The sequence below is a fragment of the Nostoc sp. DedQUE05 genome, assembly GCF_034530955.1.
Taxonomy (GTDB): Bacteria; Cyanobacteriota; Cyanobacteriia; order Cyanobacteriales; family Nostocaceae; genus Nostoc.
This window is the reverse complement of record NZ_JAVRCB010000070.1, coordinates 16,123-33,537: the sequence shown is the minus strand read 5'-3', so window position 1 is coordinate 33,537 and position 17,415 is coordinate 16,123. Positions and strand designations below refer to the sequence as shown.

The 17,415-nt window shown below is 42.3% G+C and carries 12 protein-coding genes and 3 pseudogenes; 4 read left to right on the top strand and 11 right to left on the bottom strand.

The window, feature by feature from the left end; translation table 11 throughout:
* Positions 1-197 precede the first annotated feature (197 nt).
* Positions 198-371 carry a hypothetical protein gene (locus RMZ42_RS32700; RefSeq protein ID WP_322675330.1) on the bottom strand — a complete coding sequence of 58 codons (174 nt, stop codon included), beginning with the start codon at positions 369-371 and terminating at the stop codon, positions 198-200.
* 169 nt (positions 372-540) lie between these two features.
* Between RMZ42_RS32700 and RMZ42_RS32695 the strand changes: the two genes are divergently transcribed.
* Positions 541-3,318: a tetratricopeptide repeat protein gene (locus RMZ42_RS32695; protein WP_322675329.1), complete on the top strand. Its 2,778-nt coding sequence runs from the start codon at positions 541-543 to the stop codon at positions 3,316-3,318.
* A gap of 178 nt (positions 3,319-3,496) precedes the next feature.
* On the opposite strand, the gene RMZ42_RS32690 is transcribed toward RMZ42_RS32695, so the two are convergent.
* A complete protein-coding gene (locus tag RMZ42_RS32690) occupies positions 3,497-3,712 on the bottom strand; it encodes a hypothetical protein (protein ID WP_322675328.1) in 216 nt (71 codons plus the stop codon).
* A gap of 34 nt (positions 3,713-3,746) precedes the next feature.
* Here RMZ42_RS32690 and RMZ42_RS32685 point away from each other — a divergent pair, with 34 nt between their 5' ends.
* Positions 3,747-4,001, top strand: coding sequence for a hypothetical protein (locus RMZ42_RS32685; RefSeq protein ID WP_322675327.1), 255 nt, complete (start codon positions 3,747-3,749; stop codon positions 3,999-4,001).
* Positions 3,989-4,123, top strand: coding sequence for a hypothetical protein (locus RMZ42_RS32680; protein ID WP_322675326.1), 135 nt, complete (start codon positions 3,989-3,991; stop codon positions 4,121-4,123). Before RMZ42_RS32685 ends, RMZ42_RS32680 begins: the two co-directional genes overlap by 13 nt.
* A gap of 3 nt (positions 4,124-4,126) precedes the next feature.
* Here the strand turns inward: RMZ42_RS32680 and RMZ42_RS32675 are convergent, their stop codons facing one another.
* From RMZ42_RS32675 to RMZ42_RS32660, 4 genes and pseudogenes are all read right to left on the bottom strand, one after another.
* On the bottom strand, positions 4,127-4,537 hold the full coding sequence (locus RMZ42_RS32675) for a type II toxin-antitoxin system VapC family toxin (protein WP_322675325.1): 411 nt from the start codon (positions 4,535-4,537) through the stop codon (positions 4,127-4,129).
* Positions 4,524-4,772 (bottom strand): annotated as a pseudogene (locus RMZ42_RS32670) (AbrB/MazE/SpoVT family DNA-binding domain-containing protein). Before RMZ42_RS32670 ends, RMZ42_RS32675 begins: the two are co-directional and overlap by 14 nt.
* 122 nt (positions 4,773-4,894) lie before the next feature.
* Positions 4,895-5,323: a hypothetical protein gene (locus RMZ42_RS32665; RefSeq protein WP_322675324.1), complete on the bottom strand. Its 429-nt coding sequence runs from the start codon at positions 5,321-5,323 to the stop codon at positions 4,895-4,897.
* A 38-nt stretch (positions 5,324-5,361) separates the two neighbouring features.
* A complete protein-coding gene (locus RMZ42_RS32660) occupies positions 5,362-7,170 on the bottom strand; it encodes an ABC transporter ATP-binding protein (RefSeq protein ID WP_322675323.1) in 1,809 nt (602 codons plus the stop codon).
* 690 nt (positions 7,171-7,860) lie between these two features.
* Between RMZ42_RS32660 and RMZ42_RS32655 the strand changes: the two genes are divergently transcribed.
* Entirely contained in the window at positions 7,861-15,420 is a 7,560-nt protein-coding gene (locus tag RMZ42_RS32655; RefSeq protein ID WP_322675322.1) for a DUF4347 domain-containing protein, read from the top strand.
* 138 nt (positions 15,421-15,558) lie between these two features.
* On the opposite strand, the gene RMZ42_RS32650 is transcribed toward RMZ42_RS32655, so the two are convergent.
* From RMZ42_RS32650 to RMZ42_RS32630, 5 genes and pseudogenes are all read right to left on the bottom strand, one after another.
* The gene (locus tag RMZ42_RS32650) at positions 15,559-15,726 is read right to left on the bottom strand and encodes a hypothetical protein (RefSeq protein ID WP_322675321.1); all 168 of its coding nucleotides are present in this window, start codon (positions 15,724-15,726) and stop codon (positions 15,559-15,561) included.
* A gap of 28 nt (positions 15,727-15,754) precedes the next feature.
* Positions 15,755-15,940: pseudogene (locus tag RMZ42_RS32645) on the bottom strand (hypothetical protein); the annotation flags it as partial.
* 102 nt (positions 15,941-16,042) lie between these two features.
* Positions 16,043-16,225 (bottom strand): hypothetical protein, encoded by a 183-nt coding sequence (locus RMZ42_RS32640; RefSeq protein ID WP_322675320.1) that lies wholly within the window; start codon positions 16,223-16,225, stop codon positions 16,043-16,045.
* A gap of 58 nt (positions 16,226-16,283) precedes the next feature.
* Positions 16,284-16,553: pseudogene (locus RMZ42_RS32635) on the bottom strand (ATP-binding cassette domain-containing protein); the annotation flags it as partial.
* A 235-nt stretch (positions 16,554-16,788) separates the two neighbouring features.
* Complete coding sequence (locus RMZ42_RS32630) at positions 16,789-17,184, bottom strand: hypothetical protein (protein ID WP_322675319.1); 396 nt, start codon at positions 17,182-17,184, stop codon at positions 16,789-16,791.
* Between the last annotated feature and the right edge of the window lie 231 nt (positions 17,185-17,415).

Below are 17,415 nucleotides of genomic sequence, written 5' to 3'. Positions count from 1 at the left end.
CTTGCAATTTTACCAGTCTTAGGGAATGAAACAGCCCTGCTTGTAAAGGGGGGAAACAAGAAAAATCTGGTTCCCTCCCCAATACATACGGGGAGGGTTAGGGTGGGGTAAATGTTGCAGGGAAGTGAATAAAACCCTATTCCATTGTAAGAAATAGGGCTGAAGATAAGGGTTTGTAACATTGGTAAATGTCACTTTTACTTCAAATTATCCCCTTCTGTTTCCTGTAGTTCCAGCAATTCCCAAATTAGAAAGGCAATTTCTATGAAAATACCTGAGCCTGGGATTAACCAGTCTGCAATTAAGGGAATCACAAATAGTAAAATTGTCACCAGCTTTTTAATATTGATAGATTTCGTTGCCTTTTGCATTTGTTTCACCTTGAATACTGAAGCAACGGTAGATTTGGGGTAGTCGGTGAAAGCAAATACAGTTGTTTGTTGGCTGTAATGGGTGAATACCCGGAGATTTGAGTTTGGGGATGCTAGATTAAGTTTGGGGATTCCCGAAACTTTGTCCAAATTTGAGCAAAAGTAACCGATGGCGCGTGTTAGCTATGGCGATGATGTTAAAGCGCGGGTAAGGCGGCTATTAGAAAGGTTGTTGGCTTATGCCAATGGTGAGATAGAGAACAGTGAGCGTTTTAAAATAGACTTTAATTGGCAAACACCAAAGCAATTACTTGTGAGGACACAGCTAAGAGTTTTGGCGGAACTTGGTGGTTTAGAGAAAGAACAAGTTCGAGAAGCATTAAAAGCACTTGCTAAGTTTTTGGGTATTCTGGAAGATTTGCGCGAACACGAACGAGGTTCGCAGGACTGGCATTTTAAGCTGACGCTTTGGTGTGACAAAGGCGACAAAGATGGGAACTTAAAAAAATTTGATGCAGAATGGCAACGCCTTAGAGAACAAAAGCCTGGTGTGCAGCGTGATGAAGCGAGAAAAACTAAACCCAAGCCGACGTTTTATGAAAATATTCCTTTAAGTGGGGTGCAGGAGTTTGTTGGACGTGAAAAAGACCTCCAAAATCTCCACCAGCTTTTGCAGGAAAACGAACAGGTGGCTATAGCTGCTGTTGCGGGGATGGGTGGAGTTGGTAAAACAGAACTTGCCCTACAATATGCCAGGAATCACCGCGAAACTTACAAGGGTGGAATTTGCTGGTTGCTGGCAAAAGTTGGTGATGTGGGCATTCAAGTTGTGCAGTTTGTCAGAACTGTGCTTGATTTAAACATACCAGAAGGTTTGGATGTCTTCGCCCAAGTGCAATACTGCTGGCGGCATTGGCGTGAGGAGGGCAATGTGCTGCTAGTGTTAGACGATGTTGGGGAATATCAGCAGGTTAAACCTTATTTACCCTCGTCATCTTCCCGGTTTAAAGTGTTGATTACCACGCGCCAATACTTGGGAGCATCTATTAAGCAATTATCTCTGGATGTATTGCAACCAGAAGCGGCGCTGGAATTATTAAAGTCGTTTTTTAAAGAAACACCACAGCGAATTGAGCAAGAATTAGCTGTGGCAAATCAGTTGTGTGAGTGGTTGGGATATTTGCCTTTGGGTTTGGAATTAGTGGGGCGATATCTCAAGCGCAAAGTAGATGTTTCTTTAACAGAAATGTTGCGACGGTTGGAAAAAAAGCGACTAGAACAACCTGCTTTGGATAAACCAGAAGGCGACATGACAGCACAACGGGGTGTGTTAGCAGCTTTTGAGTTGAGTTGGCAAGAATTAAACGACGATGATAAGCAGTTGGGCTGTTTATTGAGTTTATTTGCATCCGCCCCTATAGCTTGGGATCTGGTACAACAGTGTTTACCAGAAGAAGACGAGGAAGAGTTAGAGGAAATTCGGGATGATAAGTTATTGAATTTGCATCTACTCCAGCGCAAAGATGAGGGAGTTTACCAATTGCATCCACTGTTGCGCGAGTTTTTCCAATATAAGCTTACAGGTTTAGAACAGGCAGAGGAATTAAAGCGATCGCTTTGCAAGGTAATGGTAGCAGTTGCTAAAGATATTCCTCACAACCCTATACTTGAGCAAATTAAAAATGTTACCCCAGCAATACCTCACTTGGCAGAAGTAGCGAACAATTACATTCAGTATGTCAGCGATGAAGATTTAATTTGGGCATTCGTTGGCAATGCTTGGTTTTACAATGGTCAAGGATTGTATGACAAAGCAGAACCTTGGTATGAACAGTGTTTAGAAATAACTAAACAACGCTTAGGGGAAAATCATCTCGATATCGCAACTAGCCTCAACAACCTAGCAGGACTCTACTATTCCCAAGGGAGATACAGCGAAGCCGAACCTTTATTCATTAAAGCTTTAGCACTCTGGCGCAAATTAATAGGGGAAGAACATCCCAAAGTTGCCACTAGTCTTAACAATCTAGCATTACTCTACCGTTACCAAGGGAAATACAGCGAAGCCGAACCTTTATTCATCCAAGCTTTAATACTGAGACACAAGCTACTAGGGGAAGAACATCCTGATATCGCAACTAGCCTCAACAACCTTGCATTTCTCTACCACTCCCAAGGGAGATACAGCGAAGCCGAACCTTTATTCATCAAAGCTTTAGCACTGAGCCGCAAGCTACTAGGGGAAGAACATCCTGATGTCGCACTAAGCTTCAACAACCTTGCTGAACTCTTCCATTCTCAAGGGAGATACAGAGAAGCTGAACCTTTGTTCATCCAAGCTTTAACACTGAGGCGCAAACTACTAGGGGAAGAACATCCTGATGTCGCGCAAAGTTTCCACAGCCTCGCCTTCCTCTACTACTCCCAAAGGAGATACAGTGAAGCCGAACCATTGTACAGCATAGCTTTAGCACTGAGGCGCAAGCTGCTGGGTGAACAACATCCCCATGTCGTCGCTACCCTCAACAACTTTGCAGCACTCTACTACTTTCAAGGGAGATACAGTGAAGCCGAACCCTTATTCATTCAAGTTTTAGCACTGAGGCGCAAGCTGCTGGGTAAACAACATCCCCATGTTGCCACTAGCCTCAACAATCTCGCAGAACTTTACCGTTCCCAAATAAAATACAGTGAAGCCGAACTTTTGTTCAGTCAAGCTTTAGCAATGAGGCGCAAGCTACTGGGTGAACAACATCCTGATGTCGCCATTAGCTTTAACAACCTTGCATTACTCTACCGTTCCCAAGGGAGATACAGCGAAGCCGAACCTTTGTACATCCAAGCTTTAGATGTTTTTAAGCAAAGGTTAGGTGTAAATCATCCTAATACTGTTACTTGTCGTGAAAATTTAGCATATTTGCGCGATCGCCTCACCTCAGAACAGTAAAATTCATCTTTCCAACCTCATCAATCAAGCTTTTATCTCGAAGTTTCGCGTTCCAAACAAGAATCTTCCTGTTTCAAGTGAGAACGTTTCTGTTTCAAATGAGAATGTTTTTGTTCTAAACGAGAACGTTCTTGTTTCAAGTGAAAATGTTCTTGTTCCAAATGAGAACGTTTCTGTTTTAAGTGAGAACGTTCTTGTTCCAAACGAGAATATTCTTGTTTTGAGGTGGAATGATGGTGTTATGAGGGTGTAGGCGTAGCCTGTCAAAGACATCGCTCTTATTTAGATTGTAAACCGAGAAGCGATCGCCTTTGATAGTTGAGAGATAATTGCGATCGCGATCGCTTTTTGAGCCACAATGGATAGAACGATAGGGAGTCCATAGAACAAACAATAGCTAAAAAGAAACCAAATCAGGAGAAGGCTTGATGCAATCAGCATTACGCATTGAAACTAAAGTGTTACCAGGCAACAAAATTGAAATCACCTTGCCTGACGATACACTCTCAACCTCTGTAGGACAAACTATTGAGGTAATTGTCCTGATACCACAAAAAACGACACTAGAAGGACAATCGATTATCCACCTGCTTGAAGAAATCCACAAACAGCGTCCTGTTGGCAGAAGTGTAGAAGAAATCAATCAAGACCTCGAAGCAGAACGAGATGCATGGGACAACTAATTCTGCCAGTTGTGATTCTAGATGAGGTACTGACATCATTCATGAGCGATCGCTTTTATGTGTTCGTTGATAATGGAGAGCGATGTCTGCGACGGGCTACGCCTACGCCGATTACAAAATAAGCATTATTCAAGTAAATTAAATCCCTGTTCGCTTCTTAACTTTCTGTCAAAAGTTACTGTTGAACTACAACCATTATGTTGAGCGATGCCTGCGGCGGGCTGCGCCAACGCGCCGATTAAATAGTCTGATAAATCTGCCTTTCCCTGATGAAATCGCTGTAATGCTTGATAAACTAAAGAGCGATTTTCTAACTCAAACACTGAACATTGCAACATTAACTCTATAGTGTTGCTAATTTCTTCCTTACTAAATTGATATGGCTTTCCCCGTAAAACCCAAACCAACTCACAAAGAACTATATTTGCTACAAAACATTGCTCTCCTGCTTCGATAATTTCAGCAGCTTGTTTCCACTGCTTTTCATCATCTTTTGTGAGGTAGCGCACTAAAATATTCGTATCAACTCCAATCACTTGCGCCTTCTTGGATTGCTGCTTCCATTTCTTCTAAAGTTGCACTTTTCATCGCCGGACGATGTAAAATGCCGGACAGGGTTTGAACAGGAACATTGAGTGGAATTAGTTTAACTGTCCCATTTCATCAATGACAAAATCAACCTTACTACCTATCTATATCAAGATTAAGATAATCCCTAATTTCTTTAGGAATAATTACTTCTCCTTTGGTGGTGATGGTGACGCTAGCCATTACGTTTCCTGACATAAATTATTTACCTAAATATAACGTTTCTTGGCAGATAAACACAGTGAGCGGTATAAATAGAGTCTTTTCTCTGCGTACCTCTGCGCTTCCCTCCGCGTCCCTCTGCGTTAAAAAACAATCTCCTCCCTCATCCTCTCTTCCAGCACATCCAATAACCCATCCACATCCTTCCCAACTTCCTCAAAACAAATCGGTGGCGCTGGTTCCGGTGCAAACTGAATTAACTTAATTTCCCCCTTTCCAATCCCAATCATCACAACTTCCACATCCGGCTTGTGATTCTCGACAATTCCCAAAATTTCCTGAAGCCGATTATCAACCTTATTATTTAAATTCTCTATCTGCTCTTTCGGACAATAAACAAAATGCGGCGTTGGTTGCAAATCAATACCAACAGTACCCTGACTGTCACCATTTGCTAACCATAATCCCCAAAACAGCGCCGCCAATTCTTGCTGATTTGCTTTGACAAACTTATCCAACTGGCGACGCCACTTAGTATCACCTGATTCTGGTTGACTATTACCAAAAAACATAAATAATTCGTAATGAAGACACAGACAATAGGCGAAATTTATCTCAAACCTGACTGTACGCGCCAGAGGCCGGAATAAATACCGTCTTTCTCTAGCAATTGTTCATGGGTTCCCGATTCTACTAATTTCCCATGTTCCATGACATAAATGCAATCGGCATTGCGAATAGTGGAAAGACGATGAGCGATCGCAATTGTAGTTCTATCTACTGTAATCCGTTCTAGCGATCGCTGGATTGCTGCTTCTGTCTCATTATCCACTGCCGAGGTAGCTTCGTCTAAAATCAGAATGGGGGGATTTTTGAGAACTGCACGGGCGATCGCAATCCGTTGTCTTTGTCCACCAGATAACTTTTGTCCTCTTTCCCCGACAATTGTCTCATAACCTTCGGGCAATTCAATAATAAATTCGTGCGCCTCGGCTATCTTCGCCGCCGTGATGATTTCTTGTTCTGTAGTTTCAAAGCTACCATAAGCAATATTCTCTGCTACAGTGCCATGAAATAGAAAGACATCTTGACTTACCAAACCAATACAGCGACGTAAATCTTGCAAATTCAAACTTTGCAAATCAATGCCATCAACAGTAATGTTTCCACCTTGCACTTCATATAACCGCAATAAGAGTTTGACTAAAGTGCTTTTCCCAGAACCAGTAGAACCAACAATTGCAATAGTTTTCCCCGCAGGAATATCCAAAGACAGATTTTTAATTACTGGAAATCTATCTTTATAAGCAAAATAAACATTGTTAAATTGCACTTCCCCGCGTACTTCATTTACAGGTAACGCCACATCACCTGTATGAATGGCGATAGGAGTATCTAATAAATTCATGACTCGATTAGTAGAAGCCATTGCCCTTTGATATTGGTCAAAAGTTTCGCCTAATCTAGTTAAAGGCCACAGCAAGCGCTGGATTAAAAACACTAATACGCTGTAAGTACCTACAGACATGGCTCCCGAAACTGCTGCCATTCCGCCATATAAAAGTAATGCCGTAAAACCCACCAAAATCAGCATCCGAATTAACGGCACAAAAGCAGCAGAAAGAGTAATTGCTTTAGAATTACTGTGACGATAAGCGTCACTATCTAATTCCAAACGATAGGCTTCATAAGCTTCAGATGTGAAGCTTTTAATAGTAGTAATTCCGCTGATATTGTTTGACAACCGCGAATTGAGAAAACCTACCTTTTCGCGGACATTAGCATAGCGAGGCGCAAGTAGCCGTTGATAGGCAAAAGAACCCCAGAGGATAAATGGCATCGGAGACAAAGCCATCCACGCTACACTAGGAGCCAGAATAAAGAAAGCAGCGCCAATAATTAGAACCGTTGCAGAAACTTGGATGATATCATTTGCTCCCCCATCCAAAAACCGCTCTAATTGGTTAATATCATCACTGAGGACAGACATTAAACCGCCAGTGCTGCGTTCTTCAAAATAAGCCAATTCCAACTCTTGCAAATGTTTGTATGCATCCAAACGCAAGTCATGCTGAATATTCTGAGCCAAATTTCGCCAAAGTCGAGCGTAGGCATACTCAAAAACCGATTCTAGTATCCAAATGATGACAGTCAGCAAGGAAATAATCAAAAATTGCCCAAAGACATCCCGTACCCCTAACTGGGCAATTATGGAATCCTGTTGCTTGACTACCACATCCACCGCGATACCAATTAAACCGGGTGGTGCTAAGTCGAAAAACTTATTGAGGATAGAATAAGTAGTCGCCAGCCAAATTTGTTTACGATACTGGTGTCCATACTCAAGCAAACGTTGGAGAGGATGCGCTGAATGTTTACGCCTTCTTGATGCCCGATGAGATTTTAATACAGTAGCCACGGTTTTTTGCGATTTCGTGTGACTGATATTACCACGGAACAAAGTCTTGAGTCCTAAGTCCTGAGTCTGAAGATTGATTCAGACAGACTAGTGAGAAACTAGTAACTGAGTTTATTCAAGAGCTAGCTGGGGGGCAGGGGAGCAGAGCAGAAACTTGCAGTAAATCTTCCTCTGAAGCATCTTTCCTCTCTGCCCCTCTGCTCCTTTGCCCTAGAGCGATGCGATCAGTGTTAATAGGCCAGTATAGGTAATCGGAATGATAAGTTGTTCGCAAATCTGGTTTTAAGATTGATTTAGCATCTCCTTTTGGTAGAAAAGCCTCTGCTGAGGGAAAACTTAAAACAAGACCCCGTGCTGAAAAATCTAATTGTCATGGGACAGCTTTGGTCATTTTTGAAAATTAAAGTAATAAATATTACTCTCTTTTCTGAAATCTTTACAATATCTTGACAATATCTCAGAAAATACATCGATGCAATTCAGACAGTATATAAAGAAAATATTACTATCATAATCGCTATCTTTTTTGATGGATTGTCATTTTATAAAGATAAAAAATCAGGCTAATTTATTGAATAAATTGCTGGTCAATAGTTTCTGGTTTTTTATCATTCAATGTTTCATATTTAATCCTGAGTTTTAATTGTTATTAAAACTCAAAACTCCAACTATCAATATAATACAGTGGACATGAAAAATACAAACATTATTTTCATTGATTCTTCGGTAATTAATTACGAATTATTACTTAAAAATTTAGTATCACAAGTAGAGGTAGCTATCCTCGATCGCTACCAAGATGGGGTAGAACAAATTACCGAAGTACTATCACAGCGCCGTGGAGTTGAAAGTGTACACATCATCTCTCATGGCTCCCCTGGTTGCCTCTACTTAGGTAACACCCAACTTAGCCTCAGCACATTGCAACGCTACGCTCAAGAACTACAAACCTGGTCTTCCCATCTCTGCATTTCTCCATCTCTATTACTCTATGGCTGTAACGTTGCTGCTGGAGACGCTGGAGAAGAATTCATTGAGAAGTTGCACAAGTTGACAAAAGCTGGCATTGCTGCTTCTGCCAATCTCACAGGGAATGCTGCTTTAGGCGGAGACTGGAATTTGGAAATCAGTCGAGGCGAGGTGACAACTGTTCAGATATTTAAACCAGAAATATTAGAGACTTACAACTTCGTTTTAGCTTCCTTTAATGACAACTTTGCTAACCGTATTGTACTTTCTGGTAACTCAGGCAGTAGTACAGGCAATAATGTAGGAGCCACAAGCGAATCAGGCGAGTTAATTCAATCAGGAACCACCAACTCAGTCTGGTGGAGTTGGACTGCTGCCGCTTCTGGAAACGTTGTTTTTGATACTATAAATAGCGGCTTTGATACTTACCTTAGTGTTTACACAGGCAATGCTGTTAATAGTTTGAGCCTGGTTGCTGACAACGACGACAGTAATGGAACTAGTGCTAGTAAGGTGAGCTTTACAGTTACTGCTGGAACAACTTATCACATTTCTGTAGATGGCTATCAAAGTAGTACGGGTAATATTACTTTGAATTACTCTTTTACCCCTGGTGCTACCACATCTAATAATGCTCCGACACTAACTGACACTGTTGTTACCCTCAATTCAATTAATGAAGATTCGAGCGCACCTTCTGGAGCAGTGGGCACCTTAGTTTCCTCATTAGTAAGCCTTGGTGCAAACGTCAGCGACTCCAACACTGGGGCAGTAACTGGTATAGCTATTACTGCCGCCAACACCATCAGCGGTTCGTGGTGGTACAGCACTAACAATGGGCAAAACTGGTATAGCTTGGGTACAGTATCAAATAGTAGCGCCCGGTTGTTGGCGGCAGATGCTAACACCCGTGTTTATTTCCGTCCCTCCTCTAACTTCAACGGCATCATCAGCAACGCTATCACCTTTCGTGCTTGGGATGAAACTAGTGGAACAAATGGGAACTTGGCTAACACAAGTACTAATGGCGGCTCCAGTGCTTTTAGTAGTACTACTGACACAGCTGCAATTACGATTAATGCTGTCAATGATGCACCTGTAGTTACACCCATTTATCCTTTAAGCATTCCCGATAATGCTAGCAACGGCACAATTATTCGTACATTGACGGCTACGGATGTTGATGGCAACACTACTTTCTCTAACTGGACAATTGCCGGGGGGAACATAGATACAGATGGTGACGGCAATCAAGCTTTCAGTATAAATCCCAATAGCGGACAGTTGGCTATCAATGATATTGATGACCTTAATCCCCAAACTAACCCTACTGTAAATCTGCAAGTCAACGTCAGCGATGGTATTGCAATAAGTACAAACGAAAACATTACTATCAAACTCGTACAGAACCCTGGTGACCTCGACCTTAACTTTGGTAATGGTGGTACGGTCACTACCAAATTTGGTTATGGCGGGCCTGCCTATAGTGTTGCAATTCAGCCGGATGGCAAAATCTTGGCAGTGGGTTATGTTTACATGGAAAACAATAACGTCAGTGCGCCTGACTTTGCTTTAGCACGCTATAATCCTGATGGCAGCTTAGATACCAGCTTTGGCAATAGTGGTACAGTTACTACTCATATAGTAGGTACTTCCAGCGATTTTGGTTATCGTGTTACTCTTCAGTCCGACGGGAAGATTATTGTTGGCGGCTATAGTTGGGGGGACAGTACCCAACCGAGCCAACCAGATTTTGCTCTCACCCGCTACAACGCTGACGGTAGCTTAGATAGCAGCTTTGGCAATGGCGGTAAAGTTATTACCAACTTTGGTGAAGACTTCGGTCATAACGTCTTACTTCAGCCGGATGGCAAAATTATTTTAGCGGGGTACATCGGCAATGGTAATCCAGATTATGTTCTATTACGCTACAACACCAATGGCAGCCTAGACACAAGCTTTGGTAATGGTGGCAAGGTAAATGGCACAAACGGCTATGCTGTTGCGATTCAGCTTGATGGTAAGATTGTAGTTGGAGGAAGAGCTTCCAATGGCAATAACAATGATTTTGCCATAACACGCTATAACACCAATGGTAGTCTCGATACGAGCTTTGGCAATAGTGGTAGAGTTCTGGCTGCGATAGGTATTTCTTTTGAGAATATCGAAAGTCTTGCAATTCAGTCAGACGGCAAAATTGTTGTTACTGGATATGTGTGGAATGTATGGAATAGTTCTAATCAAGAAGACTTTGCTATTGCCCGTTTTAATACGGACGGCACTCTAGACTCTAACTTTGGCAATGGTGGTAAAGTTATTGCTCCTCTTAGCGTTAGCACTGGTGACCGTGGTACTAGTTTGTCGATTCAGCCAAATGGCAAAATTGTTGTCGGTGGCTATGTAGAAAGCGATACTCAAAGCCTTAATCGCACTACTGTTCTATTAGCTTACAACCCTGATGGAACTTTAGATACAAGCTTTGGCACAGCTGGTAAGGTTACAACTTCGCTTAAGAGTAAATATGATGAGACTCATGTCCTTGCAACTCAATCAGATGGGAAGATTGTTGTTGTAGGTAATGTCAATGGCTACTTTGCAGTGGCACGTTTCCTCGGTGTTTCTAATGAAGTACCAACTGCGCCTGCGAATACAGCACCTGTGTTATCTGATACTATTGTTACCCTAAGCGCAGTCAATGAAAATGCAGGCGCACCTTCGGGGGCAGTTGGAACTTTAATATCTTCCATAGTCAGTATAAATAGTAATATTACTGACCCCAATAGTGGCGGTTTAACAGGTATAGCCATTGCTGCCGCTAACACTATTAACGGTACTTGGTGGTACAGCACTAACAGTGGTACAGTCTGGAATCCTTTAGGGTCGGTTTCTGAAAGTAGCGCTCGTTTGCTAGTAGCAGATGCTTATAGCCGCATTTACTTCCAGCCCAATGCTAATTTTAATGGTGATATTGCTAACGCTATTACCTTCCGAGCTTGGGATAGAACTAGTGGTCTCAATGGTAATCTTGCCGACACCACAAGCAACGGTAGTACAACTGCTTTTAGTAGCGCCACCGACACCGCCTTGCTCACAGTCAAATCGATTGCTCCTGTTTATCATCAACTCGCACTGAGCGACTTTAGTCAAGACTGGTCAAACACAAGTTTAATTACCACTGATGATGATTGGCTGAACATACCCAGCATCAGAGGATTTCGAGGCGATAATTTAGTCAGCAGTGTTGGCGTTGACCCACAAACAGTGCTTGCTGATGGTTCTGCAACTCCGATTGATGTTAATGCAAATCAGACCAATCCTAGTACCTACGCAAATGCTGGTGTGGCGGAGTTTGTCTATGAAAGCAACCCAACTATTGCCCTGCGAGGTTCATCAACAGCTACAGCACCGCACTTGGTATTTTATTTAAACGCTACAGGGCGTCAGAATGTCCAGTTAAATTTCACGCTCAAAGACATTGACACCTCAACACGCAATGCAATTCAACCTCTTGCCGTCCAGTATCGCATTGGTAATACAGGGGATTTCATCAATCTGCCAGCAGGTTTCGTCTCTGATGCTTCCAATAACGGCACAACACCCTATTCCTACGATGCACGAGAAGCACGCTTAAGCGTTTTGTTACCACCAGAAGTTAACAATCAAGCACAAGTGCAAATTCGCTTGATTACAACTGATGCCAATGGGGAAGATGAGTGGATTGGTATTGATAATATCAAGGTTACGAGTACAGCGATTAGCGCTAATCAAGCACCGGTGGCAACAAACGATAGCTATTTGGTATCAGAAAATACCTTATTTAGTACTGTCGCTGCTACTACAGCGCTGATTTTAGATAGCGATCGCGGTAACTATATCGGTCAAAGCGATTATTATAGCTATACTTCGCTCACAGGTAATTTTGGAGCCTCACGCGCCTACCCAACAAACACCAGTAGCAATAACGCGATACGAATTACCTACAGCGAACCTGGAAGTGGCGGCAAGTGGTGGGATCTTTCATTTGCAGCTCCATTTAACGCCCCACTCACAACAGGTACAACATACACAGGTGCAGCGCGTTTCCCATTCCAAGCGACTAATCAGCCTGGTTTAGACGTAAGTGGTGATGGACGCGGATATAACAGTTTGACTGGTGAATTTACTATCAATCAAATTATTTATGGTGTTGATAGCCAAATTGTCAGCTTTGATGCCACATTCCGAGAAAATGGCGATGGCGATCCTATAAACGAAAGCTATCGGGGACGAATACAATACAATGCAACAACTGGGAATCGACTTCCTGGTGTCCTGACAAATGACACCGATAGCGAGAAAACACCTCTAAAAGCAACTTTGGTGTCCGGGACGCAAAATGGGAGCTTAATTTTCAATCCTGATGGTTCTTTTAACTACACGCCTAACACTGGCTTCAAAGGCATTGATACCTTTACTTATCGAGCAGGCGATCGCATTGCTGATTCTAATATTGCCACGGTCACTTTGAAAGTTGGTGTGAGTGATGCTCCAATAATCAGCAGTTGGCCGGGATATGCTGCTAATTATACAGAAAACGCTGCTGCCATTTTGATTACAGAATCTTATGTCAAAGTTACAGACCCAGATTCTGTTAACTTCGACAATGGCAAATTGACTGTTCGCATCAAAAACGGTGTTAGCATTGATGACCGTCTTGCGATCCGTAACGAAGGCACTAACATTACTCAAATTAACCTCAACGGCAACATCATCAAGTACGGTACTCTGCAAATTGGTACTTTCTCTGGAGGTATTGGCACTGAAGATTTGGTAATTGGCTTGAATGCCAATGCAACACTCTTTGCCATCGAAGCTTTAGTGCGGAATATTACTTACGTTAATGTATCTGAAAGCCCCTCAACCACTCCTCGGACTATTGAAGTTGTCCTCACAGATGGTGATGGTGGTATTAGTAGTGCGGTGACTAGAACAATTAATGTTACTGCTGTTAATGATACCCCAACTATTTCTGATTTACCTAGTGTTACTGTCAATGAAGATGCTTCAGTCACAATTCCTGGCATTGCGATTAATGATGTTGACGCCGGAAATTCGCTTCTTAGCGTTATTCTCACAGCAACCAAAGGTACAGTTACAATAAAAAGTGATGTAGTCGGTGGTTTAACCTCAACCAGTATAAACAACAACAGTAGCAGTAATGTCACTCTCACTGGTACTGTTAGTCAAATTAATGCCACCCTCGCTGATATTGCTGGACTGACTTACAAAGGTAACGCCAATATCAATGGTACTGATAGCCTTAGTATTGTTGTGAACGATGGAAATACAGGGGGAAGCACTTCTAAAAAGCTGCTACTTACTATTAACTCAGTGAATGATGCTCCTGCGATCGCCGCAGGCCAAAGTTTTAGCATTAATGAAAGTATTGCCAATGGTACGGTGGTTGGCACCATAGCTGCAACAGATGTGGATGGCAGCACATTTTCTAACTGGACAATTATTAATGGTAACTTGGATAGCGATCGCGATGGTCAGGTTGGCTTTAATATCAACTCCAGCACTGGAGAAATTACTGTCAACGATAGCGACGACCTCGACTTTGAAACTAACCCCACCTTTGAGTTGCAAGTTACTGTTAGCGACGGCATTAGCACTAGCAGCGTAGAAACTGTCACAGTTAGACTTCAAGATGTCAGCGAAAATACTTTATTTGGTACGCGTTCAGCTGATACCCTGACGGGAAGCGTAGCTGATGATATCATCTTCGGCTACGAAGGTGGCGATCGCCTTTATGGAGAAACAGGCAAAGACAACATTTATGGTGGTGCTGGCAATGACTCTCTCTATGGTGGTACGGGTAATGATATCCTTGACGGTGGCGATGCCAATGACTATCTCTATGGTGGTGACGGCAACGATACCTTGTTCGGTGGTTCTGGCAATGACACCTTGGATGGAGGTTTAGGAGATGATAGCTTGATTGGTGGAATCGGTAATGACATTTACACTGTAGACAGCATCAGCGACTCTATTCTTGAATCCGTCAATGCAGGCACAGATTTAGTCAAGTCTTCGGTAAGTTGGTTGTTAACAGATAACCTAGAAAACTTGACCCTGACTGGAAGTAGAGCAATTAATGGTATTGGTAACAACCTTAATAACATCATCATAGGAAATACTGCTGCTAACACCTTGAATGGATCTGATGGCAACGATAGTCTAATTGGTGGTGACGGCAATGACACCTTATTCGGCGGTTCTGGCAATGACACCCTGGATGGAGGTGTGGGAATAGATAATCTCAATGGTGGAGTCAGTGATGACATTTACACTGTAGACAACCTAAGCGATACGATTACTGAAGGCCTAGATGCAGGTACAGATTTAGTTAAGTCTTCCGTCAGTTGGGTTTTAGCAGATAACATAGAAAACTTGACCCTAACTGGAAGTGGGGTAATCAATGGTACTGGTAACAGTCTCAATAATATCCTGACTGGAAATACTGGCGCTAACATCTTGAATGGAGTTGATGGCAACGACAGCCTTATTGGTAATTCAGGCAATGACACCTTGTTCGGCGGTGCAGGCGATGACACTTTGGATGGAGGTGCAGGGACTGACAATCTTAATGGTGGAGTTGGCAATGACATTTACATTGTAGACAACCTGAACGATAGTATTACTGAAGGCTTAGATGCAACCACTGATTTAGTCAAGTCTTCGGTTAGTTGGGTGTTGGGAAATAACCTGGAAAACTTGACCTTGATTGGAACCGGAGCAATCAATGGTATTGGCAACAGCCAGAATAACATCCTGACTGGAAACACTGGTGTTAACACGTTGAATGGAGTTGATGGTAATGATAGCCTAATTGGTGGTACTGGCAATGACACCTTGTTCGGTGGTGTAGGCGATGATCTACTGAGTGGTGGTACTGGTAAAGATGTATTGACTGGTGGAATTGGTCGAGATAGCTTCTACCTGACTGATACACGCATTGGAGGCTATGATATTATTGCTGATTTTACTGTTGGAGATGATACTATCTTTGTTTCCAAGGCAGAATTTGGACTTAGCCAATCTCAAAATACTTCTCTTGAGGCTAGCTTATTTCGACTTGGTGCTAATGCTGTAACAGCAAGCGATCGCTTCATCTACAATCAAACTACAGGCAACCTATTCTTTGATAAAGATGGACTTGGTGGTACAGCACAAGTTCAAATAGCCCAATTCTCGAATCAGGCAATTATTACTCATGCAAATATTACTGTGATTGCCTAATGAAAACTATATTGTCTACTCTCAGAATGGGGGAGAGGAACAAATCTGTTTTCATAAAAGCGCTATGTGATTACCGCTTGTGAATACTTAGTGAAAAAATTTACATTAGACCTCTTGCAAAAATATATTTTTGCACTCTTAGGGGAAAGGGTAAATGCCAAACTTAAGCCAAACCTGCCACTTGCCTAGATATCCGTTCCAGTAAGGCTCACCATCAGCAACGCCGATAGCTTTGCTGACTGTGGAGACTAGCTCGCTGTAGAACTGACCGGCACTTTCAATCCCCTGGCATAATTTTAACTTCAAGCCTTTCCACCCCTGAACAGCCTCATCTAAATCCAAAGTAGGTAGAGAGAGATTCTTGAAATAGGATGCTGTATGCAGTGATGGGATTTGCCCCAGCAATTAGCATGAGGATAGCACCGACGATGAGAGCGGAGGCGATGCCTACGGCAGGCTGCGCCAACGCAATTAGCGGTGATAGGATTGGTAACAGGAATTTTATGCGATTAGTTGCGATCGTTAGGTTTGGAGATATGATTTCCTATGCAGTTCATTAACTCCTCAAAGCTGAATCAAATTGAACAATTTATAAATATCATTTTCAGTTTTAAATTTTGTTCTAACTGTTCTGCTGATTTTGAATCGCTGTAATTTCATCAGACGTTAAAGTTACAACCTTTCCTTCTCTGATAATACTATTCGATTGACCAAGTTTACGATGTCGTTCTATTGCTGCTGCAATTGCTGCTTTGACTCCAGCATCAATTTTACAATATAACTTTTTCATCTCTTCTTCAGTCATTTAATACCTCTAGAATTTGGTTCCAAGTCTTATTTATATAAATAAGAGGCTGTTGATGAATAATGCGTTCAGCAACGAAAGAAATATACAAAATTGCCGCACCGCGATCGCGTTCTGTTAAGATTCGAGACTGGACGGCTATTGTCGCCCCCACATCTAACCCTCTTGTGGGTTGCATAGCGATAATTAAAGCTGGTGTTTGCGCCAGTTCTCGCGCTAACACCACTTTTTGTTGATTTCCTCCCGAAAGCTGACTTACCTTGATATCAATCCCATTCGCCCGAATGTCAAACTCTTGCATTGCAGCTTGGGCACGATTAGCGATCGCTATTTTAAACCCTTCAGCACCACCCGTTGTTGTCGCTGTTGGTGTCGTCGGATTACTGCAAGCTTGCAGCAGTAAGCTGGTAGTAAACCCTCCTGAACCCAGCAAGATAAATTCACGCCGACTAAAGTTTGTTGTCATACCTCGCCTTCAGATAGCTATTTGAGTTATTTCAACACTCTCAAGTCGGAGGTGGTGCTTTGGAAACAATTTCTGTAGGATTTTTTAAAATTGCATTTTATGCAGTTTTAGCATTTTCATCAGATGCTTGTTCTGCAACATTTTTCAAGCGGCTCGATCTGATTTTGCGGGTGCGATCGCTATAGCGAACACCACCCGCCATCCCATATTCGCGGCTGTCTTTGCCGTACTTGATCGCAACCACCATCAGCATTTTTTCAGAAAGCTCACTCAAGTTTTTTTCCATCTCTTCAATTTCAGTTTTAGAAGAGTCAACTACAGACAGAGCAGTATTATAAACATCAATTTTGCTGCGTAACTGGTCGATCGACTCAACTAATTTTTCTAGACTATAATCTTCATCAAATTTGACGCTTGGAACAATCGATTTCAGTCCAGCCGATCTTAACTGAGCTTTTTCTAAAACACGGGATGTGCGTTTTTTACGAGACATAAAATTACTCCTTTAAGATGCTCTTAGAGCTAGCTTGCCTCAATTAAACTGCGTTTAGGTTCAGTAAAACTCGCATTTTTTTTACTAATATTTTTGATTGATAACAGTAATTTTTCGGAACTTAATTACTAGATGTAAGTATTTATAAGCTCTCATAAGTTCTGTAGCTGCTCCCGTAAGTTCTGTAGCAGCTTCCATAAGTTCTGTAGCAGCTCCCATAAGTTCTGTAGC